Consider the following 22,839-nt stretch of genomic DNA (forward strand, 5'->3'; position numbering starts at 1 on the left):
TTTCAGAGTCTGCGCACCATGAATCAACACGACGAAATCTATCTGATCGACCTGTGGCGCATCCTCCGGCGCGAATGGCGCTGGGCGCTGGCTGCGTTGGTGCTGGTGCTTGGCCTGGCTTTCGTTTTCCTGCGCGTGGCCACACCGCAATGGGAAGCCACCGCATGGATCCAGGTGGGCGAGATCGGCCCGACCCCGGCGGGCCGCGACCCCAAGGTGGAGCCGTTCCAGCGGGTGATCGACCGCATGAAGACGCGGCTGTTTCAGGATGCGGTGCTGCGCCAGGCCGGCGTGCCGCTCAAGAGCCGCGCCGCGCAGGTGTACCGCGGCAGCCTCAAGCCGGATCCGGACCCGTACGCCAACCTGATCGGCATCACCGTCCGTGCCGGATCGGCGCAGCAGGCGCGCACCCTGGCCATGGCAACCGTGACAGTCCTCCAGACCTTGCACGGCGACACCAACACCGCCGCGCTCGCGCTGGCACGTACCCGTCTGCAGGGGCTGAGCGAAGACCTGCGTGTTGCCACGCTCACCCGCCAGCAGCTGCAGCAGCAGCTGCATGCGGGGCAGGGCGGGTCCGGTGCGACACCTGCGCAGGTGCTGGCCGGGGTGCTGTTGACCGAGAACACCACTGCCATCCGCGCGATCAAGGCCGAGCGCGACGATCTGATCGCGCGGCTGACCGCACGGTATACCTACCAGACCTCGCTGGCGTGGCCGCTGTACGTGCCAGAACAGCGGGCGTTCCCGAATGCCGTGATGGTGTGGGCAGTCGCCCTGCTGGGCGGTGCCGGGCTGGGCACGGTGGTGGCGGTGCTGCGCAATGCGTGGCGTCGCCATCGCATGGCAGGCGTCTCTGGGGCCGGCTGAGTGTTGGGCATCCACGCCCCACAACGCGTCGCAGCGCAGACCGATCGCAGCATTGCCAGCTCCAGGTCTTGTGCGCCGCGCGCGTAAGCGCATCCCCGTTCGGTCCTTGGTCACGGCACGCGGGCGTTGCCCCGGCCCGGCGCGTGGTTGGCAGGCGGCGCGACTGCAACCAAACCGGCAGCCGGACGCACTCACGGGTCTATCAAGCGATGCCGCGCTGGCGGCACTGCGTCCGGAGAGTGCCGTGGAATCAGCAGGACAGGTGTGGGAGGCGATGCATGTCGTTGGTCAATGAGCATGCTGCGCGCGGCGGCACGGTCGCGCCGGAACAGTTGCTGGAAACGCAGCGTGCATTCGACAGCGTCGCGTCCGACTATGACGGCCCGCGCGGCAACAATGCGCTGATCCAGCGCATGCGCACCACCTTGTGGGACACGGTCGCTGCCGAGTTGCCGCAAGGCGCGCGGCTGGTGGATCTGGGCTGCGGTACCGGTCTGGATGCCGGCGAGTTCGCCCGGCGCGGCTATCGCGTGCTGGCCACCGACTGGTCGCCGGCCATGGTCGAGCGCACCCGCCAGCGTGCGGCCACCCAGGGCCTGGAAGAACGCCTGGCGGCCGCGCATGTCGGCATCCAGCAGCTGGATCAGTTGCAGGGCACCTTCGATGGCATGTACTCCAACTTCGGCCCGCTCAACTGCGCACCGGACCTGCCGGCGGTAGCCGCCCAGTGCGCACGTCTGTTGCGGGCCGATGGCTGCCTGGTGTTTTCGGTGATCGGGCGGATCTGCCCGTGGGAAATCGGCCATTACGCCTTGCGTGGGCGCTTCAGGCGCGCGGCGGTGCGTGCGGCAACGGGCGCCACGGCGGTGGGCATGAACGGGCACACCATCTGGACCTGGTACCACCTGCCGCGCGAGTTCTATCGCGCGTTCGAACCACACTTCGTGCTGGACCGCTATCGTGCGCTGAGCCTGTTTCTGCCACCGCCCTATCTGGTGGATGTCTGCCAGCGGCACCCGCGCCTGGCCGAGCGACTGGGGCGGCTGGACGACCGGTTCGGCGGCCTGCCGCTGCTGCGCGACATGGGCGATCACTTCCTCATCGTGATGCGCAAGCGCTGAGTGGAGACGCCCATGTCCATGGCCGACGTCTGTCTGCAGGGTGCGCGCTCGATCACGCTGGCCGGCCCGTCGCGCGCGGCGCTGAACCTGCACGCAGGCCGCTTCGGCGGCACCGTGGGCACCGCGACCCTGCGCCTGGATCTGTCCGGCCATGTGCTGGCGCCGGGGCTGGTCAATGCGCACGAGCATCTGCAGGTGAACTGCGTGCCGCCGCTGCCGCAGCGTGCGCCTTTCCCCAACAGCTACGCCTGGATCGAAGCATTTCAGGCGCATTTCCAGCATCCGGCCGTCGCTGCGGCGCTGCGCGTGCCCAAGGCGGTGCGGCTGCGCCACGGCGGGCTGAAGAACCTGCTGGCCGGCGTCACCTGCGTGGCCCAGCACGATCCCTGGCACGCCACCCTGGATGAGACGGATTTCCCGGTCGGCGTGCTCAACGAATTCGGCTGGAGTTACGCACTCGGCTGGACCGGCTATGGCCCGCCGGTGCAAGCCAGTTTCGCCGCCACGCCCTCCACGCATCCGTGGATGATCCACCTGGCAGAAGGCACCGATGCGGTGGCACGGGCGGAGCTGGACGACCTGGACCGCCTCGGTTGCCTGGCTGCCAACACGGTGTTGATCCACGGCGTGGGCCTGGGCGAGCAGGCGATCGAACGGGTGATTGCGCGCGGTGCGGCGGTGGTGTGGTGCCCGTCGAGCAATCTGGCGTTGCTGGGTCGCACGCTCGACCCCTGGCGGCTGTGCATGGCCGGGCGGCTGGCGCTGGGCAGCGACTCGCGCGTCAGCGGCGCGCGCGATCTGCTCGAAGAACTCCGCATCGCCGCCGACAGCGGGCTGGCGCCCGACCTGCTGCTGGGCCTGGTCACAGACCGGTCCGCGCGCATCCTGCGCATGCCACGGCGCGGGCGCATCGCGCCGGGCGTCGCTGCGGATCTGGTGATCGTGCGCGACCGCGGCGGCGAGCCCGCCGACAGCGTCATCGGTTGTCAACGCAGCGAGCTGCGTGCGGTGATCCGCGACGGCAAGCCGCGCATTGCAGACCCGGATTTTGCGCCGTGGTTCGCGGCAGCCGGTGTTCCGGCCGTGCCGGTGGTGCTGGATGGCCGGCCCAAGCTGCTGGATGCGGCGCTCGCCGATCCCGCCGTGCTGGCGCTGGAGCCCGGTCTGCACCGTGTGCAGCCGCTCGCACCTGCGAGCACCAGGGCAATGAGCGCAGTGAGCGCGATGGGAGTGGCGTCGTGAATGCCGTTCCGGTGCTCGAACCCGCTGCCGCATACGCGCTGTGGGCACAGGCGTATCCGCCGCATGCGCATAACCCGGTGATGCTGGCCGAAGAACGCGCCATGCTGGGCCTGATGCCGGCCAGCCTGCAGGGCCAGCACGTGCTGGACGCCGGCTGTGGCAGCGGCCGTTACATGCAGCACGTATTGCGCCGCGGCGCACGGCATGTGACCGGTGTCGACCTGTCGCCGCAGATGTTGCAGCGCGCCGGTACCGAACTGGCACAGCATTGGCCGCCCGCGCGCGTGAGCCTGCAGCAGGGCAGCCTGGACCAGTTGCCGCTGGCCGCTGCGGTGGCCGACCTCAGTGTCTGCGGCCTGGTGGTGGGCCACCTGCAGCGCCTGTGGCCGGCGCTGGAAGAACTGCATCGGGTGACCCGTCCCGATGGCCTGGTGATGTGCAGTGACGTACATCCGATCGGCCATGCGCTGGGGTGGCGTCGTGATTTCAAGGCCGATGGCCGGCACTACGCCGTGCGCCACACCCAGCATCTGTACAGTCACTGGCATGCGGCCTGCGCCGCGCTGGGCTTTGCGATCGAAGCGGTGGCCGAGCCGATGCTGGACCCGGCCGACATTCCTGCCGGCGCAAACTTCGACCGCACCGCGTTGCAGGTACCGGTGGCGCTGGTGCTGCGCCTGCGTCGCGTCGCGTGACCGGTGCGGTTGCGGTGGCCGTGTACGGCCGCGCGCTGAGTGGCCAGACCAGGCTGCACTGCGCCCACGTCGCCTCCTGCGCGGCTGCGGGCTGCCGCCGCACGCATCATTCGACACGGGCGATCTGCGCGTCATGAGCCTGCACGTGGCCCAGCTCAATCTGGTTCCTACTCCGCACGGTCTGAGCGCGGCGCAGGTGTTCGCGCAATGGCCGTCGCTGGCCGACATTGCCGAGGCCGTCGCCAGTGCCGGCGTGCGGGTCACGGTGATCCAGGCCTCGGCGCTGGATCGGCACATCGTCCAGGGCGGCATCGACTATCGCTTCGCGCCACTTGGCCCGCGGGGCAGCGCCGCACGGGCGCGCACGTTATGCGCGCTGCTACGCGAGATCGACGCCGACGTGATCCACGTGCACGGGCTGGAATTTGCCGGCGATGCACGGCGGCTGGCGCGCCAGCTGCCGCACGTGCCACTGCTGCTGCAGGACCATGCCAATCGTCCGCCGCGTTGGTGGAGCAGGCTGCTGTGGCGCGCGCGCTACAGCGCCGCTGCCGGGATTGCGTTCACCTCGCTGCAGCTGGCGCAGCCCTTCGTGCGCGCGCGCCTGTTTCGCCCGCAGACGCAGCTGGTTGCCATTCCCGAATCCAGCAGCCGCTTTACTCCCGGCGATCGCCTGCTGGCACGCGAACAAACCCGACTGCAGGGCGACCCCTGCGTGCTCTGGGTCGGCCATTTGAGCGCCGCCAAGGACCCGTTATGCGTGCTCGACGCGGTGGCCATGGCCGCGCACATGCTGCCCGGCTTGCGGCTGTATTGCGTCTTCGATCAGGCGCCGTTGATGGACCAGGTCCGCCAGCGCCTGCGCGACGACCCGCGGCTGGCGCGCTGCGTGCAGTTGTTGGGCAAGGTCGATCATGCACAGGTGCAGGACTTGCTGCGGGCCAGCGACCTGTTCGTCTCGGCCAGCCATACGGAGAGCTGCGGCTACGCCGCGCTGGAGGCCTACGCCTGTGGAACGCTGCCATTGCTGACCGACATTCCCGCATTCCGCGCGCTCAGCGATGCCGGCAGCATGGGCGAACTGTGGCCGGTGGGCGATGCCAGTGCGCTGTCGGAGCTGTTGTTGCGCGTGTCGCGGCAGCGGCCCGCCCGTGCGCAGGTGCGGGCGCATTTCGATGCGCGGCTGTCGTTTGCCGCAGTCGGGCAGCGCTGGGCGCAGGCGTACGCCAGCCTGCTCGAACCTCTGCGCGGGAGCGCGGCATGAAACTGGCGCTGGTGGTGCCCGGTGGGGTGGACCGCAGCGGCGAGGTGCGGGTGATCCCGGTGTTCCTGACCCTGATCGACTGGCTGGCGCGCAATCACCAGGTGCATGTATTCGTGCTGCACCAGGAGCCCTTGCCGGATACCTGGATGCTGCGCGGTGCCACGGTGCACAACATCGGCGCGCGGCGCACGCGCCTGCGTGCGGTCGCAGCCATCGTGGCGGAGCATCGTCGCGCCCCGTTCGATGTGATCCAGGCGGTTTTTTCCGGCTACTGCAGCCTCATCGCGGTGGCGGCGGCGCGCCTGTTGCGGCGTCCCAGCGCGGTGCACATCGCCGGTGGCGAGCTGGTGGCGCTGCACGCCATCGGCTACGGCGGCCGTCGCAAATGGCGCGGCCGCCTGCGCGAGGCGGTGATCCTGCGGCTGGCCGATCGGGTCACTGCGGCCAGCGAACCCATCATCGTCTCGCTGCAGGCACTGGGCATCGCTGCCACACGCGTGCCGCTGGGCGTGGATCTGCGTGCCTGGCCGGTGGCGCCACCGCGTGTCCGCCAGGGTGCGGTTGCGCGCCTGCTGCACGTGGCCAGCCTCAACCCGGTCAAGGACCAGCGCACCCTGCTGCAGGCGATGGCCGCGCTCAAGCGCGCCGGGGTCGCCTTTACCCTGGACATGGTCGGCGTGGACACCCTGGATGGCGCCATGCAGCGCCTGGTGCAGGCGTTGGGCCTGCAGGATCAGGTGCGCTTTCTGGGCTTCAAGACCCAGCGCGAGCTGCGCCCGATCATGCTGGCGGCCGATCTGTTGCTGCTGTCCTCGTTACACGAAGCCGGGCCCATGGTGCTGCTGGAAGCGGCCGTGGCCGGTGTGCCGACGGTCGGCACGGCGGTCGGCCATCTGGTCGAATGGGCGCCGGTTTCGGCACTGGCGGTGCCGCCCGGCGATTGGGCCGGAATGGCCGAGGCGGTCCGGCAGGTGCTCGGCGATGACCAATTGCGCCTGCGCCTGGCTTGGGCAGCGCAGTGCCGCGCAGTGCGCGAAGATGCCGCGTTCACCACCCGCCTGTTCGAGCAGCTCTATCGGCAGGTATGCGACGCACGACCGTTGTCTTGACGGGTCGGGTGCAACGCCGTAGCGCGGAACGGCGGTCGGCGTTGGGCGTGCCCAACCCGTGGCGCAGCTGCGAAGTGCGCCCTGCACCTGGCCGACGGGCCATCGCGCCTGACCGCGGTAGTGGCGCAGCGCGTGGCAGCCGGCACGCGGCGGTAACGGCCCGACCGGCGCGTACAACGCCTCGCCGCTGAGCCGCACCTTCGGCCGCAGCAGACGCCGCGCAGACGTCGCGCGGCATGGCACACATGCAATCGCTTTGCTGCTACGCCGGCTGCAGATAGCCCTCCAGCGCCGCACGCACCACATACAGCATGTCGGTGCGGGGCACCGGCCGGGTCAGTCGCGTCATCAGGCGGCGTGCCTGGGTCTGGCGCACCCATGGCTGGTCCTGCAGCCACAACTGCGTCTGCAGCATGTCCGCGCGCTCCTTGCGGCTCTCGGCCGAGGGCACCACGCGCTCGCGCAGATACTGCCGCGCTTCGCGCAAGGAGCCGGACCATTCGATCCCCGGCAGTGCGGACAACCACAGGTTGGAGCACGACGCGGTGGTCAGGGTCTGTCGCGCGGCGCGTCTGCGCAGCAGTCGCGGGCATTCCGCATGCAGGCGGGCCATCACCGCAGGCGGCACCACCGTGCGGTAGTAGCGTTGCAGCAACAACAACGGCGGCAATGCCCACCAGGGCGACACCGCCGGGTCTTCCCACAGTTCCTGCCAATCGCGCGGCCCCATGCGGGTGGCCAGCAACGCAAGATCGTGCAGATGCATCAGGCGGATGCTGCGATGGCAGATGCCGCCAGCGGCATGCAGCAGCAGGTGGCTCATCAGCGCGCCAGTCGACGGATACGGGTTCAGGCCCGGCTGCGCATGCTCCGGCCAGATGCGTGCGGTGATGTCCACGCCGCGCACCGGCAGGCGCTCCTGGATACGCGTATGCAGCTCGATGTTGATCGGAGCATCGCGATGCTCGCCCAGTCCGGCCACCGCATTGCCGCGGATGGGTTTGAACACCTGGTGCTTCCACTGTTCGAACGAGGCGGTGTAGCCCAGCTCGCACAGCACCGCTGCAACTGCGGGTGCAGCGTCCGGCTCCACCAGTAGATCGATATCGGCCATCGGGCGATCGCCGGGCAGGTACACCCCCAACCGGTGCAAGGCGGTGCCCTTCAATCCCACCAGGGCAATGCCGGCACTGCGGGCGGCGCTGTCGATACGGGCCAGCAGCACGGCAATGCGCCGGTGGCGGTCTTCGACATGGCGGCGTTGCTCGGTGAGAAAGGCCATCCATTGCGCGTCCTGCCACAACGAGCGGCGCTGCAGCAACGGGGAGACGCCATGTGCCGCCGCCGCGGCCGCCGCCAGTTGCCACTGCAGCCGGTCCCACTGCGGCGCGCTGTCGCCCGGCTGTGCCAGCTCGTGCGCCAGCTGCTCGGTGGCGGTGTGCAAGCCGTGTTTGATGGTACGGAGCGAAGGCTGCATGCGGGCGTGATCCGGAAGGTCGAAGGGAGGTGTCGCGACGCGTCGTTGTCTGAAACGCGTCGCGGAGTTGGTGCGGTCAAGCGGCTCGCAGGGTGCCGCGATGAAGCTGGCTACATGGCGTGCACAGCGAACTCGCGCCACGGATGTGCTCAGCCCACCAGCACGGTGGCCAACGCCCGTGGTTGTCGCGCGGCCAGCGTGGCAAGCGGTTCGGTCCGGTGGCGATGTTCAACGGCGATCAGCGCAGACCAGCGTGCTTCCAGCGCCTCGGCCGCGCGTGCAAATGCGGCGGCGGCCATGCCGGCGCGTGCCTGTTGCAGATCGACCTGGGTGTGCAGCAGGTCGCGCACGCTGCGATAGAACTCCGAGTCGTACGCACCATGGAACATCATCGCCAGATCGTCGCTGTCCTGCCAATGCGTCTTGCCGCCCAGCTGGTTTTTGACATCTTCGTAGAACTTGGTGCCGGGCAGGGGATAAGACACGCTGACGCCGATGATGTCTGGGTTGGCCTGCGTCACCAGCGCACGCGTGGCCAGGATGTCGTCGAGGTCTTCGCCCAGATATCCCAACTGGATGAAAAATCCCACGCGGATGCCCTGTGCTCCCAGGCGTCGGCGCGCCGCGATCACCTCGGCGACCTGCGTGCCCTTGGTCATCCGGTCCAGCACGCGTTGGCTGCCACTTTCTGCGCCGATCCAGGCTTCCGCGCATCCGGCCCGCGCCAGGGCCGCAGCCATGCGTTCGCTGGCCAGGTCGGCGCGGGTCTGGATGGTGAACGGGATGGCGCCATCGGCCTCGGTCAGGCGTTGCGCAAAGGTTTCCACCCAGTCGACGTGGAAGCCGAAAATATCGTCGGCCATCCACAGGTGGTCGGGCTGGAAGCTGCGTTTGAGATGGATCATCTCGGCGGCCACGTCCTCGGCGCCGCGGCGTTTGTAATGGTTGCCCCAGATCGGCTTGGCGCACCAGTTGCACCGGAACGGGCAACCGCGCGAGGCCGCCATGTTCAGGCTGAAATAGCCATGGCGCTGCTGCCAGAACTGCCGATAGCGCGGCATGTCGACCAGGTCCCAGGCGGGCAGGCCACTCAGGCGCGCGTCCGGCGGCTGTGCGCCCGGATGCGCGCGTACCACGGCAGGATCACGGGTGGCGATGCGCGCAACGCCGGCCAGCCACTCGCTCGTGGCGATCTGCGGGTCGGCCTCGAGGCGTTCGATCAGTTCGATCAGTGGCGCGATGCCTTCGCCAATCAGCACTGCGTGCGCGCCGGCAGCCAGAAAGACATCCGGGTTGTCGGACGCATCGGAGCCCGCCACCAGCACGCGGCAGCCGGCTGCATGCGCCTGCCCGATCATGCGGCAGGCTGCCTCGCGCATCCGGCTCAGGCACATCTTGGTGAGAAAGTTGAAGTTGTCCTCGTAGAACACCACCAGCTGCGGTTGCGCGTCCTGCAGCGCACCGGCGTACTCCTCGACATCGTCGGCCAGCATGGCATCGAACAGGCTCAACGCATGGCCACGTTCGCGCAGCAGCGCGGCAATCTGCAGCGTCGCCAAGGGCGGGTACGGTTTGCCGCGCTCCCATTGCTTGGGGTCGTAACGCAGGAAATACGAATGACTGACCTGGATCTTTAGCATCTGCACAAGGCTCTCGTTCTGTCGCCAGGTGGCGCGCAGCGGCGGCGTGCGCAGGCACCGGCATTCGGCTCGGCAGTAGGTGCGCATGCAGGCGTCTTTGGTTGCGCTGTCGCGCTGCCAGCGGCGGTACGGCGGCGCGGCGATGCATCACCCGTGTCGATGCAACCTTTGTCTAGCGAATCGGCACCCACCGGCTGATCGATGCAATGGATGGACAGGCATGCCGCAGTCGGCTGCATTGGCGCAACACATGCCGCCGGGCGAGCACGCAGCCCTGGCCACGCCGGGCGTGCTGGCCGCCGATCCGTTTGGCGAGCAGCGGCCGCGTCGTTTCAGCGTGCAGCGGCAGATTCTCGGTGCGCTGTTCCACTTCAGCAGCGACAGTCACGCGCTGCTGGCGCTGGTCGATGCCGCGTATGCCGGGTTGCCGGCGCATCACCTGCCCGGTGCGCCGCAGTTCCACATCAGCCTGGATCTGCTGCCGCGCGTATCGCACGGCAGTGTTGCCGTGCCGCCGCCGGTGCGCACGCACGCCGTCGGCGGGCTGGTGTGCGGGGTCATGGATGCCTGCAACTATCTGATGCTCTCGGTGCCCGAGCGCCGCGCGATGCTGGTGGTCTCCGAGGACATGCTGGCGCACGCCTATCACGTGCGATACGAGCTGATCGAGTTCGCCGTGTTCCTGCTGGCCGCGCGTGGCATGGGGCTGGTGCCGTTGCATGGGGCCTGCGTCGGCCGTCGTGGGCGCAGCGTGCTGTTGTTGGGCGCCAGCGGCGCGGGGAAATCCACGCTCGCGTTGCATTGCCTGCTGCATGGGCTGGAGTTCGTTGCCGAAGACGGCGTGTTCGTCGCCCCGGACAGCCTGCTGACCACCGGCGTGGCCAACTTTCTGCATCTGCGGCCCGAGGCGCTTGCGCTGATCGATGCGCGCACGCGCGCCTGGATCAGTGCCTCGCCCACCATTGTCCGTCGCAGCGGCGTGGAGAAGTTCGAAGTGGATATCCGTCATGGCCAGGCCACGCTGGCGCCCACGCCCTTGCAGCTGTGTGCGGTGGTGATGCTCTCCCCGCTATCGGCCGGCACGGCCGCGCCGGGCCTGGTTCCGGTATCCACCGCGCAGATCGCCGAGTGCCTGGCACGCGACCAGCCCTATGCGGCCGGGCAGCCGGGGTGGCAACGGTTTGTCGCTCAGGTGCAGCGTATCGGCATGTCGACCCTGCGTCGTGGCGCGCGGCCGCAGGCCTCGCTGGAGGCGGTGCTGCAGGTGTTGCGATGAACCCACCGCCGCAATGGCCGTGCGCAGACCGCGCGCGGCCCGCCCCGGCATGTCGCAGTGCTGTGGACGCGGCGCTGCACTGCGTTGCGCGCTGCTGATGCATAAGGCCATCGCTCGCCATGACGTCGTGGCCGTGCTGCGCCGCTTCGCCGGCACGCTGGTGCCGGCAGATGTGCCATCGATGATCACGTACGTGGCGTTGTCGCTGGCGGCCGCCTGCGTCGGCAGCATCGTGGCGGTGTGTCTGGTTCCGCTGGTCCAGCCCGGTCATGGCGTGCAGCTGGCCGGCTATCGACTCACCGTGCCGGGTGGTTTGCCGGTGCAGGCCGGCCTGTTTGTGGTGGTGAGCCTGGTGTTCGCCGCGTTGCGCTGGCAGGGCGCCCGGCTGGCGGCGCGGTTGACCAGCCGCTATGCGCTGGGCCTGCGCCGACGTGTGCATACCGCCTTGATCGATGCGCCGCTGCCCGCGCTGGCGGGTACCAGCTCCGCCGAAATCGCCAACGTGCTGACCTATAACATCGAGATCGCAACGCAGGGCTTCAGTGCCGTGCTGCAGTTGCTGGTGGCCGGCATTACGGCCGCCGTGAGCCTGTGCATTGCGGTGTTGATCGCACCATCGTTGCTGCTTGCCACGCCGCTATTGGCATTGCTGGCGTGGCTGGGTCTGCGCCTTTCCAGCAGCGCGGCGCAGGCGCGCATCAGCCGCGACTACGTGGCCGACATGACGCAGTTGTTCTGGTTGAGCGAGGACTTTCCACGGCGTCTGCGCCACGTGCGTTCGTTTCAGCGCGAGGACGTGGAAACCGGGCATTACGAGCGCATCTCTGCGCGCCTGGGCCAGGGCTATGCACAACAGCAGGCACTGGTGGCCAGCAGCCGACTGGTGCTCGAAGTCACGGCAGTGGCCGCCATCGCCGGCATTCTGGTGCTGGCCAATCTATGGCAAGGCGGCGAGCGTGCCGCGCTGATCACGGTCAGCCTGCTGCTGGGGCGGCTGCTGCCTTATCTGGTCACCACGCGGCAAAGCGTGCAGCAACTGCGCTCTGCCTGGCCGGCCCTGCAACTGTGGCAGCGCCATGTGGATCTGGGCGCCGCGCGTGCCCCGGCTGCTGCCGTTGCCGCCTGTTCGCTACCCGCCGCGCTGCAGATCGAGCGCATTGCGCTGGCGCCGCCGCTGGCCCGGCTGGAGATCGCTGCGTTGGTGCTGGTGCCGGGTGAAATGACCCTGGTCGTGGGCCCGTCCGGCATCGGCAAGAGCAGCCTGATGGACGTGCTGTCCGGGCAGACGTCACCGCAGCTGTTCGATGCGCACATGGGCGGGCGTCGGCTGGATTTTGCCGCCTACCGGCAGCTGGTCCGGCATGGCGCCTACCTCGGGCAGGGCGTGCGGCCGTGGCAGCGCAGCGTGCGCGATTGCCTGGACTGGGCGCTGCCGGGTGTGCCGGAGGCGCGCATGTGGGACGCGTTGAGCGACGTCGGTTTGCGCGCACGCCTGCAGCGTGAGGGGCAGGGGCTTGAGACCGTCATCCATGGGCAAGCCAGCCGTCTGTCCGGGGGCGAGGTACAGCGGTTGTTATTGGCGCAGGTGTTGCTGCGTCAGCCCGCCCTGGCGGTGCTGGATGAAGCCACCAGCGCGCTGGATGCAGATGCCGAGCACCAGGTGCTGTGCATGCTGCGGCAGCGTCTGCCGCAGACCGCGCTGGTCGTGGTCTCGCACCGCACCAGCCTGGCCGCGGTGGCCGACCGCACGGTGGCCTTGGGCGCCGCGCCTGACGCGCAGGCGCGGGGCAGGGCGGCGCTCGCCACCACGCGCGGCGCATGATGCGCGCAGCGCCACTGCGCACCCGCTAACCGGCGAGGTCTTCCAGCGCACGATTGCGCGTGCGCGGGCCGAACACGGCGATCACGCTCGCCACGATCGACATACTGATCACGATGAAGCCCAGCACGCCGTCGCTGCCGACCCGGCTCAGCAACCAGCCGATCAATACGCTGCTGCACGCGGTGGACAGGCGACTGAACGAATAGCAGAAGCCCACCGCACGCGCGCGCAGTGTGGTGGGGAACAGCTCGGCCTGGTACCCGTGATAGGCAAAACTCATCCAGGCATTGCAGAACGCGATCATGGCGCCGCACAACACCATGCCGATGGCCTGCTGCTGCAGCGAGAACGCCACCCCGAACACCACCGCGCCCAGCGCCGATGCGGTGATCTGCCACTTGTTTTCCCAGCGCTGCGCAACGCGCAGCAACAACAGCGGCGCCAGCGGGTAGGCCAGCGAGATCGCAAACGAATATCCCAGGCTCCTGCTCACCCCGTTGCCCTGGGCGGCAATCAGCGCCGGCAGCCAGTTGCCGAAGCCGAAGAAGCCAATGGCCTGAAAAACATGGAACACCACCAGCATGCCGATGCGGCCGCGATACGGCGCGCGCCACAACCGCAAGACCTCTGCCTGGCCGGTCGGCCGTGCGGCGGCCGCCTGCGGTGCCGGCAACGGCGCGCCGAGATCGCGCATGCAGCGGGCTTCCAGTTGCGCCAGCACCGCGTCCGCTTCGGCGTGGCGGCCCTGCGCGGCCAGCCAGCGCGCCGATTCCGGCAGGCGGCTGCGCAACCACCAGATCGCCAACGCAAACACGCCGCTCAGCAGCACTACCCAGCGCCAGCCGCTGACGCCCAGCGGCGCGTGCGGAACAAGCAGCCAGGCGGCCAGGGCGACGGCGGGCACCGCCAGAAACTGCACGAAGAACGCGAATGCGAACGCCGCGCTGCGCATGTGCCGCGGCACCAGCTCTGACAGGTAGGTATCGATGGTGACCAGCTCGATGCCCAGCCCGATGCCAACCAGAAGGCGCAGCACGATCACGCCGGTGGCGGTGTCTTGCAGCCCCATCGCCACGGTCGCGGCGGTATACCAGACCAGCGCAAAGGTGAATACCGGGCGGCGCCCGAAGCGATCGGCAAACGGGCTCAGCAGCGCAGCACCGACAAACAGGCCCAGGAAGGTCGCTGCCGCGAACGCGGCCTGATCGGACATGCCGAACGCGCCGTCGGCACCGCTGGCAAAGATGCCGTCGGCGATCAGCCCGGGGCTGATGTAGGCGGTCTGGAACAGGTCGTACAGCTCGAAGAAGCCGCCCAGCGCCAGCAGGCCAACCAGCCGCCACAGCGTGGCGCTGGCCGGCAAGCGATCGATCCTCGCTGCGATCTGTGCAGAAGGCGAGGGCGGTACAAGGGCAGGCGCGGCAATCGGAGACATGTGCAGCCAGTCGTAGACGGAGCGGCGCCATCATAGGCAGTGCCCAGATCCCACAGCGGCCACGCTTCGCGGCGCAGTCAAGGCGTTCGCCTGCAAGCAAGGTGGCGCTGGGCATACGGACACCAGCGGACAGCACGACAAGCGTGCATCCAAGGTCCACCAGGCTTCGCCCTTACCCTGATCCGGCGCTACGCGCCACCTTCTCCCGGCGGGAGAAGGAATAGCCGCTCTCCCGCCGGAGAATGGTTGGGTGAGGGCCCCTGTGTCGAGAGTCGGGCAGGCCACGAAGCACTCCGCTTCGCTGCATACTTGTCACTGCTCGGTCCCACAACCCCACCCGTTGTCCGACTGCTGGAATGCTGTAATCCCCTCAGCGCTCATGAAACCGCTGGCAATCCCCCCGGGCAGCCCCATTTCCTGCACATCATTCTTCCCGGAGCCGTCCGATGACGCCCATTTCCGTGCTCGACCTGGCGCCCGTCTGCGAAGGCAGCGACACCACCCACGCTTTCGCCAACATGCTCGATCTGGCGCAACACGCCGAGCGCTGGGGCTACCAGCGTTACTGGCTGGCCGAGCACCACAACATGCCCGGGATCGCCAGCGCGGCCACCGCCGTGCTGATCGGTCATGTGGCCGGGGGCACCAAGACCATTCGTGTCGGTGCCGGCGGCATCATGTTGCCCAACCACGCGCCGCTGCAGGTGGCCGAGCAATTCGGCACGCTGGCCTCGCTGTATCCGCAGCGCATCGACCTGGGGCTGGGGCGCGCGCCCGGCACCGACCAGCCCACCGCGCGTGCCTTGCGCCGTTATTTCGATAGCGCCGACCAGTTCCCGCAGGATGTGGCGGAGTTGTTGCGTTACTTCGCGCCCGCCGTGCCGGGACAGCTGGTGCAGGCGGTTCCCGGTGCCGGCCTGGACGTGCCGGTGTGGCTGCTGGGGTCCAGCCTGTTCAGTGCGCGGCTGGCGGCGGCGATGGGCTTGTCGTTCGCATTTGCCTCGCACTTCGCGCCCGACGCGATGGACGAAGCGGTGGCGATCTACCGCCGCGAATTCCGCCCGTCCGCACAGCTGGCCAAGCCGCACGCGATGCTTGCGCTGAACGTGGTGGCGGCCGACACCGAGGCGCAGGCGCGGCGCCTGTTCACCACCCAGCAGCAGAGTTTCGTCAATCTGCGACGCGGCAGGCCCGGCAAGATTCCGCCGCCGATCGATGACATCGACGCCTTCTGGCAGCCGCACGAGCGCGCCGGCGTGGAGCGTGCGCTTGCATGCACGGTGCTGGGCGATGCGGAGCAGGTGGCGCACGGCGTGGCGGCCTTCATCGAGCGGCATGCGCCCGATGAGTTGTTGTTCACTGCCAACATCTACGACCACAGCGCACGTCTGCGCTCGTTCGAACTCGCGGCCGCCGCCTGCCGCGAGCTGGACGTGACCACTGCGTGATTCACGTCGCTTTGCGCGGCGATCCGCTCAGATGCGTGCATCTCCATCAGGAAGGCAGGCATGCAATTTCAGGATCGCAGCGACAGCATCAAGCAATTGGCGGAATTGATTCGCGGCGTGGACATCGCGATGTTCACCACCGTGTCGGCGGACGGAAAGCTGGTCAGCCGTCCGCTGGGCACGCAGGAAGTGGAATTCGATGGCGACCTGTGGTTTGCCACCGCAGCCGACAGCCCGAAGGTGGCCGAGATCGCCGCCGACCCGCGCGTCAACGTGGCCTACGCGTCGGCATCCAGGAACACCTATGTGTCGGTCGCCGGAACTGCGCGTGTCGTCCACGACCGCGCCAAGATCGATGCATTGTGGTCGCCGGCAATGAAGGTGTTTTTCCCCGGTGGCAAGGACGACCCCAACCTGCGCCTGATCCATGTGCGTGCCGAATCGGCCGAATACTGGGACGGCCCGAGCGGCCTGCTCGGCAAGGCCTTGTACTTCGTCATGACCGCCGTGACCGACGACACCGCCAGCCTTTCGGACAACCGCGTGGTCGATCTGAAGTGAGCAAGACCTGAGCTGGTGTAGCGACGACGATCAGCCCATTGCCAGACAAGAGACGATCAGCCCTTGCCGGGCAAGAGCGAGGTGGCGTGCAGGTTCCCGGCGCGCGTGTAGCGCAACACCGCGCGCGGGGCGTGTAAGCCCCTCTCTTGCGGGAGAGGGGTTGAGGTGAGGGTAAGGTCGCTCGCATCACCTCAGCGCGCCGGAAACAGATCGGCGCTGCGGAGATCCGTCAGGAAAGTTTCCACCAAGCCAGCTCAGCCAATACCGTCACCAAACCATCGCGGGCCAGCACACCGCACGCTCCACCACCGACACACGCGCAGCCAAGCTCCATCAGCGAGGCACACCGACGCCCGCCGGTGACCGCAGCCTCAACGCCAGGCCACCGGCCACCAGCCGCGAATCAGGTCCACCAACTGATCCGAGGTCACGCCAAACACGGCGATCGAAATCAATGCCGCCGCCCAGCCCGCCAGCATCAGGGCGCCATCGCGCTCCAGCAGGGCCAGCGCAAACAACAGCAGAATCAGCCCGAACAGATAGTTGGTGAACGGGATCGGCAGCGTCAGCAGGACGCCAACCAGCACCAGCAGCGCCCCGGTGAACACCTGCGCCGGCATGCGGTCCAGCACACCATGCAGGCGTGGCCTGAGTAGACGGTCCAGCCGCTGCAGGGTCGGCGCCAGCTTCGCCACGAAGCGCTGGCTGGTGCGCCGCTTCGGGCCACGGTCGCCGATGAAGTCCGGCACCCAGGGCTTGCGCAGGCAACACATCATCTGCAGGCCGATCAATACCGTCAGCGGGCCGCTGATGCCGCCGGCCACGCCGGGAATGGGAATGAAGGACGGCAGGATCGCCAGGAACAGGAACACGCCGAACGCGCTCTGCTGCAGATCGGCCAGGATCTCGCGCACGCGCAGCACGTGCTCCGGGTCGCCGTCGCTGAAGGCCGCCAGCAGGCTGCGAATGCCTTCGTTGCGGTAACGCATCTGTTCGCTGCCGGCGTCCTCCGAAGGCGGCGCGCCGTTATCCGACGATGTCATCGCTGCCCTCGTCGCCGACGCGGCTCAGCAACAACTTGTCCACGCGCGCACCGTCCAGATCCACGATCTCGATCCGCCAGCCCGCCCAGTCGAAGAATTCGCCGGCCTGCGGAATCCGGCCGAAGTAATAAATGCAGAGCCCGGCCAGCGTGTGGTAGTCGCCTTCGTCGGCATCCGGCAGTTCGGCACCCAGCACCTCGCGCAGCTCTTCCACCGGCAGCGAGCCGTCGATCAGCAGCGAGCCATCCGCGCGCGTCACCACCAGCGCATCTTCGTCGGTGTTTTCCACCGCCTGCAGACGGCCGACCACCGCACCCATCAGGTCGCTGATGGTCACCAGGCCGCGGATCTCGCCGTATTCGTCGACCACCAGGGCCATCGACTGCTGTTCTTCGCGAAAGATCTCCAGCAGCTTCATCGCGTGCGTGGATTCGGAGACGAACAAGGTCTCGCGCAGCGCCTGGAACAGGTTCTCGCCGTGCCCGCCCATGCGCGTGACCAGCGATTTGACTTCCAGTACCCCGGCAATGTCCTGGTCGCTGCCGCGATACACGGGGTAACGCGAGAATTCGTGCTCGCGCATCACCGCAAAGTTACGTTCCGGCTCGGCGTTGGCATCCAGCCAGGCGATGCGGTTGCGCGGGGTCATCAAACTGTCGGCGGTACGGTCGCCCAGCCGCATCACGCGATTCATCATGTCGCGCTCGTGCGCGTCGATCACGCCGGCCTCGTGGCTTTCGGCCACCAGCATGCGGATCTCTTCTTCGGTCACCGATGCCGATTCGTCCTTGCCCATGCCCAGCATGCGCAGCACCAGCCGGGTCGAGCGTGCCAGTATCCACACGCCGGGCGCGGCGATCCTGGCCAGCCAGGTCATCGGCACCGCGACCACCCCGGCGATGTCTTCGGAGTTGCGCAGCGCCAGCCGCTTGGGCACCAGCTCGCCGAAGATCAACGTCAGGAAGGTGATCAGCGCCACGGCCAGGGTGCTGCCGATCACCACCGAGTAGGGGCGCGGCTTGCCGACCAGCTCGAACGAGGCAGACAACGCGGGGAACACGCCCTGCAGCCAGCTGCTGATCGCCTCGCCGATGGCCTCGCCGCCGAACACGCCGGTCAGGATGCCGATCAGGGTGATGCCGATCTGGACCGTGGACAGAAAGTTCTCGGGGCTTTCGGCCAGGGCCAGCGCCCGAGCGGCGCGCTTGCTGGAGCCGGCCATCTGCTTCAGGCGGCTCTTGCGCGAGGTCATCAGCGACATCTCCGACATGGCGAAGAAGCCGTTCAACAGGATCAGGGCGATGACAATCAGAAACTCAACCACGGGCGTCTTCCCCGGTCAGTGAAGGGGAGGGCGGGCAAGCACGGGGTTGGCCGGCGCGCGCAAGGGCGGGGCGGCAACGGGGAAATATAGGGTCGTCTTCCATAGGGTGCGCCCGAAGGCGCGCAAGCATGGTAGCAAACCACAGGGTGGTTCGAGCCGGGAAATGCCGGCGTGAAGGCCGCAGGCGGCGTCGATATACCCAGACAGGTCATGGACCGGTCATAATTCGCCCCTGGTGCCGTCCTCCCTCGACGGCAGGAAGTTCTCCACCCATGTTCTCGTTGCAGACCATCTTCGGTTCCGGCAAGCAGTTCTATTCGCTCCTGAACGAAGCGGCGCAGGCCGCCTACGACAGCACCAAGGCGTTGCACGCCATGATGCGCGAGTCCGACCGGCAGCCCGCACTGGACGCCTTCAAGCTCGCCCGCCTGCGCGAACGCGCTGCCTCCGACAAGATCGGCCAGGCCTTGGTGGACAGCTTCATGACCCCGATCGAGCGCGAAGACATCGAAGCGCTGGGTTCGGCGTTGTACAAGATTCCCAAGCAGGTCGAAAAATTCGCCGACCGCTATTCGCTGGCCACCCAGCACCTGGAACACATCGACTTCGCCCCGCGCGCGGCGATGCTGGAGCAGGCTGCCGCGGTGGTGGTGGAGATGGTCGACGACCTTCCACGCATGAACATCGATCGCATGACCGCGCTCAACGACAAGCTGCGCATGCTCGAGAACGAGGCCGACCGTCTGATGCTCGAGCTGTATCGCGACATCTATTCCGGCCGCCTGGATACGCTGCAGATGTTCCTGCTCAAGGAGTTCTTCGAGATCCTGGAAAAAGCCATCGACCGTTGCCGCGAGGCAGGGGTGGTGGTGTACCAGATCGTGTTGAAGAACAGCTGAGGTCGCCGCGTGCTTACCCTTGTTCTGGTGGTGATCCTGGCCGCGTTGGTGTTCGAGTTCATCAACGGCTTCCACGACACCGCCAACTCCATCGCCACCGTGGTCGCCACCAAGGTGCTGTCGCCGGGCTGGGCGGTGATGCTGGCGGCCGGCATGAACCTGATCGGCGCCCTCACCGGTACCGCAGTGGCGCTGACCATTGCCTCCGGCCTGCTCAACACCAACGTGGTGGATGTCACCCCGCAGGTGATCCTGTGCGCACTGCTGGGCGGCATCATCTGGAACCTGATCACCTGGTGGAAGGGCCTGCCGTCGTCGTCCTCGCACGCGCTGATCGGTGGCCTGTGCGGCGCCGGCCTGGCCGCGGCACACAACAACTGGGACGCGCTGATCTGGTCGGAGAACATCGGCAACTGGGCCAAGAACAAGGGCCTGTTGTGGAAGGTGTTCGTGCCGATGATCACCTCGCCGATCGCCGGCTTCCTGCTCGGCATCGTGGTAATGGTGCTGCTGTGGGCGATCATCGCCGGCATGTCCAGGCTTGGCGGTCCGATCGGGCGGCTGGCGCGGCCGCGCTGGGTCAATGCGTTCTTCGGCAAGGCGCAGATCGCCTCGGCTGCGTACATGGGCTACGCGCACGGTCACAACGACGCGCAGAAGACCATGGGCATCATCGCCATGACCCTGATCGGCGCGCAGTCGGCCGGCGCACTGGATGACCTGCCCAGCTGGCTGTCGTTCCTGCACCCGGGCACCGGCCTGGCCGCCGGTGCCGGTATCCCGATGTGGATCGTGCTGACCTGCGCGGTGGTGATGGCGGCCGGCACGGCGTCCGGCGGCTGGAAGATCATCAAGACGCTCGGTCACAAGATGGTCAAGCTGCATCCCATCCACGGCTTTGCCGCCGAAACCAGCTCGGCCACGGTGCTCACCGTGGCCGCGCACTTCGGCATGCCGGTATCCACCACGCACAGCATCTCCACCGCCATCATGGGCGTGGGCTTTGCCAAGAACCCGCGCTCGCTGCGGCTGGGCGTGATCGAGCGCATCGTCTGGGCCTGGATCCTCACCATTCCCGCAGCCGGCGGTGTGGCGTATCTGATCCTGCGCGTGTTCGAGCAGTTCGGCTGGACCTGACACGGTGTCGCGGTGCGGTCACGCACCGCGACCACGATGCGGCCCTTGCGCAAGCCATCTGCCACCGGCGGTGTGCCTGCGCGTTCTGAGTGAGACCTTGCCTCGATGATGCTTGCCCTGGTGTGCGTATTGTTCGGGTTTGCCTGGTTGATCGATCGCCGCGGCCTGCGGCGATTTTCGCGTGTGCTGGGCGGCATCAGCCTGGCGCTGGTGTTTGCCGTGGGCTGCGGCCCGTTGCCGTCGTGGATGCTGCAACACCTGCAGCGCACCGGGGTCAACGACTTCAACGCGTGGGGCGCGCGCAACGTGATCGTGCTGCTCGGCGCCGGCACGGTGCGCCCGGAGGGGCGTGACGCGGTGGCCGAGGCCAACATGTTCGCCTACGGGCGCATTGTCGAATCGGCGCGGCTGTACCAGCAGTGCCGCCGCAGCGGCGGCGATTGCAAGATCGAGATCAGCGGTGGCGACGCGCGCGGCCTGGGCCTGTCCGAGGCGGTGGTCTATCAGCGCGTGTTGATCGGGCTGGGGATCGAGCGGGCGGATCTGATCATGGAGCCCTCCAGCATGAACACCTGGCAGAACGCGCAGTTCAGCCAGCCGCTGCTGCGCGCGCGCCGGCCCGACCGCATCGTGCTGGTGTCTTCGGCCACGCATCTGCGCCGCGCCGAGCTGTACTTCCGCCACTTCGGCATCGACGCCGTGCCGGTGCGTGCGGACTGGCTGACCGCCTCCTGGTCGGTGCTGCCGCAGAGCTACAACTTCACCCTGGCCGATGTAGCCCTGCACGAATACCTGGGCATCGCGCGCTACCGCGTCTACCAGTGGCTGGGCTGGAACGTCAAAGCCACCGAGCCCGGCGCGGTCTGAGCGCAGTGCGGCGCGGCTGCTTCACCGCCGGACCTCGCACGCCCGGCGATGGCTGCACTCAGCGCGCCTGGTATATCGCCTTGACGTCGTTGCGGAACGCGGCCTGGCTGTCGGCGCGGTTGTAGAACATGTGGCCGCCCGGGTATTCGCGCACCTGCACGCGGTTCGGGTCGCTGCCCATTGCTGGCATCTGGTCCACGGTCAGGATCGACCCCATGAACGGGCAGGAGAGGTCGTTCCAACCGTGCGCGATCAACACACGCAACTTGGGGTCGATCGCCACCGACTGGCGCAGCTGCGTCACCGCACCCTTGCGCAACTCGTCACCCCAGTCCCATAGCGCGTTGACCTCCATATTGATCGCGTGATAACGCGCATCGACCTTCCAGCCGACCACGCGGGTGACGAAGTCCACCATCGCGGTGGTGGTCGGCGCGATGATGCTGTCCAGCAGCGGGTCGTTGGCGCGTTGTTCGGCATCGTTAGGGAACGGGTCGAAGGCGGTCACGTTGGAGTCGTAACGGCTGCCCAGCTCGCCCTTGTCGCGAAACACCTCGCGCAGATACGCCTGGGTTTCCAGGCGTCCACCGGAACGCCGCACGTACGCCGGGTCCAGCCCGGTCATGCGGGTCACCTGCTGCAGCATCGCTTCGGTCGCCTGCGGGTCGGTGCGTCCTTTCATCAACGCCACTGCGTAGTCGCCGCGCGTGTAGTCGATCACCTGGCGCATGGCGCTGTCGCTGAGCTGGCCCTGGCGCTCCAGATGCGCAGCAGCGATGGAGGGCAGTGTCAGCATCCACGCCAGCGGGGAGACATCGCCGTTGTCGTCCAGGGTGGGATTGAGATACGGCGACACCAGCACCACGCCGTTCATCGCCACACCCAGCCGCGTCTGCAGGAAATGGGTGATGCGCGGGCCGCGGAAGCCGCCGTAGCTTTCGCCCACCAGATACTTGCGCGCCTGCAGGCGGCGGTTCTTGAGCAGCCAGTCGTAGATCACGCGCGAGAGATATTCCACATCCGCCTGCGGGTTGTAGAACTGTTTCTTGGCATCGTCGTCGCCGATCAAGGCGCGGCTGAAGCCGGTGCCCACCGGGTCGATGAACACCAGGTCGGTGAAGTCCAGCCAGGTGCCCGGGTTGTCGCGCAGCGTTGCCGGTGCCGACGCGCTGTCGCCTTCAGCGCCGAAACCGACGATCTTGGGCCCGATCGCGCCCATGTTGAGATACACCGATGAGGCGCCGGGCCCGCCATTCAATGCGAAGGTCACCGGACGGTCCTTGCCATCGACGGTGTAGGCGGTGAACACCACTTCGCCGGTGGTCTTGCCCTGCGCATCGCGCACCGGCAGCGTGCCGACCGTGGCGGTATAGCTCAGGCTGCGGCCGGCCACCCGCGTGCTCTGGCGCACGCTGATGTCGGCCGGCAGCGGCGCAGGTCTGGACGCCGACGCATCGGCTTTCGCCTCGCTGGGGTCGCTTTTACGATCGTCTTTATCTGGTGCAGCCGCCAGTGCCGCCCCGCTGAGCAGGAAGCAGGCCAGCAGGCTGGCACGGAAGAACAAGGGCATGAGCATCGACGCCGGAACAGGGGAGCGCTGATGCTAGGC

18 protein-coding genes and 1 pseudogene are annotated in these 22,839 nt (G+C 67.8%); 13 read left to right on the forward strand and 6 right to left on the reverse strand.

All coding sequences use genetic code 11. The features are described from left to right. The first annotated feature begins 18 nt into the window (after positions 1–18). The 6 genes from RZV17_RS08495 to RZV17_RS08520 all read left to right on the forward strand — a co-directional run bounded on the left by RZV17_RS08495 (position 19) and on the right by RZV17_RS08520 (position 6,301). Positions 19–870: a Wzz/FepE/Etk N-terminal domain-containing protein gene (locus RZV17_RS08495; RefSeq protein ID WP_355608604.1), complete on the forward strand. Its 852-nt coding sequence runs from the start codon at positions 19–21 to the stop codon at positions 868–870. 278 nt (positions 871–1,148) lie between these two features. Continuing rightward, complete coding sequence (locus RZV17_RS08500; RefSeq protein ID WP_355608606.1) at positions 1,149–1,991, forward strand: class I SAM-dependent methyltransferase; 843 nt, start codon at positions 1,149–1,151, stop codon at positions 1,989–1,991. 12 nt (positions 1,992–2,003) lie between these two features. Beyond that, positions 2,004–3,233 (forward strand): amidohydrolase family protein, encoded by a 1,230-nt coding sequence (locus RZV17_RS08505; RefSeq protein ID WP_355608609.1) that lies wholly within the window; start codon positions 2,004–2,006, stop codon positions 3,231–3,233. Next, positions 3,230–3,928: a class I SAM-dependent methyltransferase gene (locus RZV17_RS08510; protein WP_355608613.1), complete on the forward strand. Its 699-nt coding sequence runs from the start codon at positions 3,230–3,232 to the stop codon at positions 3,926–3,928. The genes RZV17_RS08505 and RZV17_RS08510 overlap by 4 nt, the downstream gene beginning before the upstream one ends. Positions 3,929–4,061: 133 nt before the next feature. Continuing rightward, complete coding sequence (locus RZV17_RS08515) at positions 4,062–5,192, forward strand: glycosyltransferase family 4 protein (protein WP_355608616.1); 1,131 nt, start codon at positions 4,062–4,064, stop codon at positions 5,190–5,192. Next, positions 5,189–6,301, forward strand: coding sequence for a glycosyltransferase family 4 protein (locus RZV17_RS08520; RefSeq protein WP_166752768.1), 1,113 nt, complete (start codon positions 5,189–5,191; stop codon positions 6,299–6,301). The genes RZV17_RS08515 and RZV17_RS08520 overlap by 4 nt, the downstream gene beginning before the upstream one ends. 262 nt (positions 6,302–6,563) lie before the next feature. Here RZV17_RS08520 and RZV17_RS08525 read toward each other — a convergent pair whose 3' ends face one another. Both RZV17_RS08525 and RZV17_RS08530 read right to left on the reverse strand, forming a co-directional pair. Continuing rightward, positions 6,564–7,778 carry a nucleotidyltransferase family protein gene (locus RZV17_RS08525; RefSeq protein ID WP_179455148.1) on the reverse strand — a complete coding sequence of 405 codons (1,215 nt, stop codon included), beginning with the start codon at positions 7,776–7,778 and terminating at the stop codon, positions 6,564–6,566. A 149-nt stretch (positions 7,779–7,927) separates the two neighbouring features. Further along, a pseudogene (locus RZV17_RS08530) lies at positions 7,928–9,482 on the reverse strand (radical SAM protein). Positions 9,483–9,638: 156 nt separating this feature from the next. Between RZV17_RS08530 and RZV17_RS08535 the strand changes: the two are divergent. Together RZV17_RS08535 and RZV17_RS08540 are read left to right on the forward strand one after the other, a co-directional pair. After that, complete coding sequence (locus RZV17_RS08535) at positions 9,639–10,694, forward strand: serine kinase (RefSeq protein ID WP_355608621.1); 1,056 nt, start codon at positions 9,639–9,641, stop codon at positions 10,692–10,694. A gap of 97 nt (positions 10,695–10,791) precedes the next feature. Further along, the gene (locus RZV17_RS08540) at positions 10,792–12,516 is read left to right on the forward strand and encodes an ABC transporter ATP-binding protein (RefSeq protein WP_355608623.1); all 1,725 of its coding nucleotides are present in this window, start codon (positions 10,792–10,794) and stop codon (positions 12,514–12,516) included. Between the two features lie 25 nt (positions 12,517–12,541). Here the strand turns inward: RZV17_RS08540 and RZV17_RS08545 are convergent, their stop codons facing one another. Continuing rightward, positions 12,542–13,951 carry an MFS transporter gene (locus RZV17_RS08545; protein ID WP_355608626.1) on the reverse strand — a complete coding sequence of 470 codons (1,410 nt, stop codon included), beginning with the start codon at positions 13,949–13,951 and terminating at the stop codon, positions 12,542–12,544. Between the two features lie 446 nt (positions 13,952–14,397). On the opposite strand from RZV17_RS08545, the gene RZV17_RS08550 reads away from it, so the two are divergent. Both RZV17_RS08550 and RZV17_RS08555 read left to right on the forward strand, forming a co-directional pair. Beyond that, a complete protein-coding gene (locus RZV17_RS08550; protein ID WP_039564625.1) occupies positions 14,398–15,399 on the forward strand; it encodes an LLM class flavin-dependent oxidoreductase in 1,002 nt (333 codons plus the stop codon). Between the two features lie 60 nt (positions 15,400–15,459). Next, complete coding sequence (locus RZV17_RS08555; protein ID WP_039409367.1) at positions 15,460–15,960, forward strand: pyridoxamine 5'-phosphate oxidase family protein; 501 nt, start codon at positions 15,460–15,462, stop codon at positions 15,958–15,960. Positions 15,961–16,331: 371 nt separating this feature from the next. Here RZV17_RS08555 and RZV17_RS08560 read toward each other — a convergent pair whose 3' ends face one another. After that, on the reverse strand, positions 16,332–17,003 hold the full coding sequence (locus RZV17_RS08560) for an exopolysaccharide biosynthesis protein (protein WP_355608629.1): 672 nt from the start codon (positions 17,001–17,003) through the stop codon (positions 16,332–16,334). Then, positions 16,987–18,327, reverse strand: coding sequence for a hemolysin family protein (locus RZV17_RS08565; protein ID WP_104580116.1), 1,341 nt, complete (start codon positions 18,325–18,327; stop codon positions 16,987–16,989). The genes RZV17_RS08560 and RZV17_RS08565 overlap by 17 nt, the downstream gene beginning before the upstream one ends. Before the next feature lie 272 nt (positions 18,328–18,599). On the opposite strand from RZV17_RS08565, the gene RZV17_RS08570 reads away from it, so the two are divergent. The 3 genes from RZV17_RS08570 (at position 18,600) to RZV17_RS08580 (ending at position 21,230) form a co-directional block, all read left to right on the forward strand. Continuing rightward, complete coding sequence (locus tag RZV17_RS08570; protein ID WP_039412104.1) at positions 18,600–19,226, forward strand: DUF47 domain-containing protein; 627 nt, start codon at positions 18,600–18,602, stop codon at positions 19,224–19,226. Between the two features lie 9 nt (positions 19,227–19,235). Further along, on the forward strand, positions 19,236–20,363 hold the full coding sequence (locus RZV17_RS08575) for an inorganic phosphate transporter (RefSeq protein ID WP_166743136.1): 1,128 nt from the start codon (positions 19,236–19,238) through the stop codon (positions 20,361–20,363). A 105-nt stretch (positions 20,364–20,468) separates the two neighbouring features. Then, positions 20,469–21,230, forward strand: a complete 762-nt coding sequence (locus RZV17_RS08580) for a YdcF family protein (RefSeq protein ID WP_166743135.1) — start codon at positions 20,469–20,471, stop codon at positions 21,228–21,230. A gap of 58 nt (positions 21,231–21,288) precedes the next feature. Here the strand turns inward: RZV17_RS08580 and RZV17_RS08585 are convergent, their stop codons facing one another. Beyond that, positions 21,289–22,800 carry a S10 family peptidase gene (locus tag RZV17_RS08585; protein WP_355608634.1) on the reverse strand — a complete coding sequence of 504 codons (1,512 nt, stop codon included), beginning with the start codon at positions 22,798–22,800 and terminating at the stop codon, positions 21,289–21,291. Between the last annotated feature and the right edge of the window lie 39 nt (positions 22,801–22,839).

Source organism: Xanthomonas cannabis (assembly GCF_040616535.1).
Taxonomy (GTDB): domain Bacteria; phylum Pseudomonadota; class Gammaproteobacteria; order Xanthomonadales; family Xanthomonadaceae; genus Xanthomonas; species Xanthomonas cannabis.

What these genes read in the sequence shown, in the direction of transcription:
- RZV17_RS08520 (WP_166752768.1), top strand. Translation starts at nt 5,189, where the DNA reads ATGAAACTGGCGCTGGTGGTGCCCGGTGGGGTGGACCGCAGCGGCGAG.
- RZV17_RS08580 (WP_166743135.1), top strand. Translation starts at nt 20,469, where the DNA reads ATGATGCTTGCCCTGGTGTGCGTATTGTTCGGGTTTGCCTGGTTGATC.
- RZV17_RS08535 (WP_355608621.1), top strand. Translation starts at nt 9,639, where the DNA reads ATGCCGCAGTCGGCTGCATTGGCGCAACACATGCCGCCGGGCGAGCAC.
- RZV17_RS08540 (WP_355608623.1), top strand. Translation starts at nt 10,792, where the DNA reads ATGCATAAGGCCATCGCTCGCCATGACGTCGTGGCCGTGCTGCGCCGC.
- RZV17_RS08500 (WP_355608606.1), top strand. Translation starts at nt 1,149, where the DNA reads ATGTCGTTGGTCAATGAGCATGCTGCGCGCGGCGGCACGGTCGCGCCG.
- RZV17_RS08495 (WP_355608604.1), top strand. Translation starts at nt 19, where the DNA reads ATGAATCAACACGACGAAATCTATCTGATCGACCTGTGGCGCATCCTC.
- RZV17_RS08550 (WP_039564625.1), top strand. Translation starts at nt 14,398, where the DNA reads ATGACGCCCATTTCCGTGCTCGACCTGGCGCCCGTCTGCGAAGGCAGC.
- RZV17_RS08585 (WP_355608634.1), bottom strand. Translation starts at nt 22,800, where the DNA reads ATGCCCTTGTTCTTCCGTGCCAGCCTGCTGGCCTGCTTCCTGCTCAGC.
- RZV17_RS08515 (WP_355608616.1), top strand. Translation starts at nt 4,062, where the DNA reads ATGAGCCTGCACGTGGCCCAGCTCAATCTGGTTCCTACTCCGCACGGT.
- RZV17_RS08545 (WP_355608626.1), bottom strand. Translation starts at nt 13,951, where the DNA reads ATGTCTCCGATTGCCGCGCCTGCCCTTGTACCGCCCTCGCCTTCTGCA.
- RZV17_RS08525 (WP_179455148.1), bottom strand. Translation starts at nt 7,778, where the DNA reads ATGCAGCCTTCGCTCCGTACCATCAAACACGGCTTGCACACCGCCACC.
- RZV17_RS08555 (WP_039409367.1), top strand. Translation starts at nt 15,460, where the DNA reads ATGCAATTTCAGGATCGCAGCGACAGCATCAAGCAATTGGCGGAATTG.
- RZV17_RS08505 (WP_355608609.1), top strand. Translation starts at nt 2,004, where the DNA reads ATGTCCATGGCCGACGTCTGTCTGCAGGGTGCGCGCTCGATCACGCTG.
- RZV17_RS08570 (WP_039412104.1), top strand. Translation starts at nt 18,600, where the DNA reads ATGTTCTCGTTGCAGACCATCTTCGGTTCCGGCAAGCAGTTCTATTCG.
- RZV17_RS08560 (WP_355608629.1), bottom strand. Translation starts at nt 17,003, where the DNA reads ATGACATCGTCGGATAACGGCGCGCCGCCTTCGGAGGACGCCGGCAGC.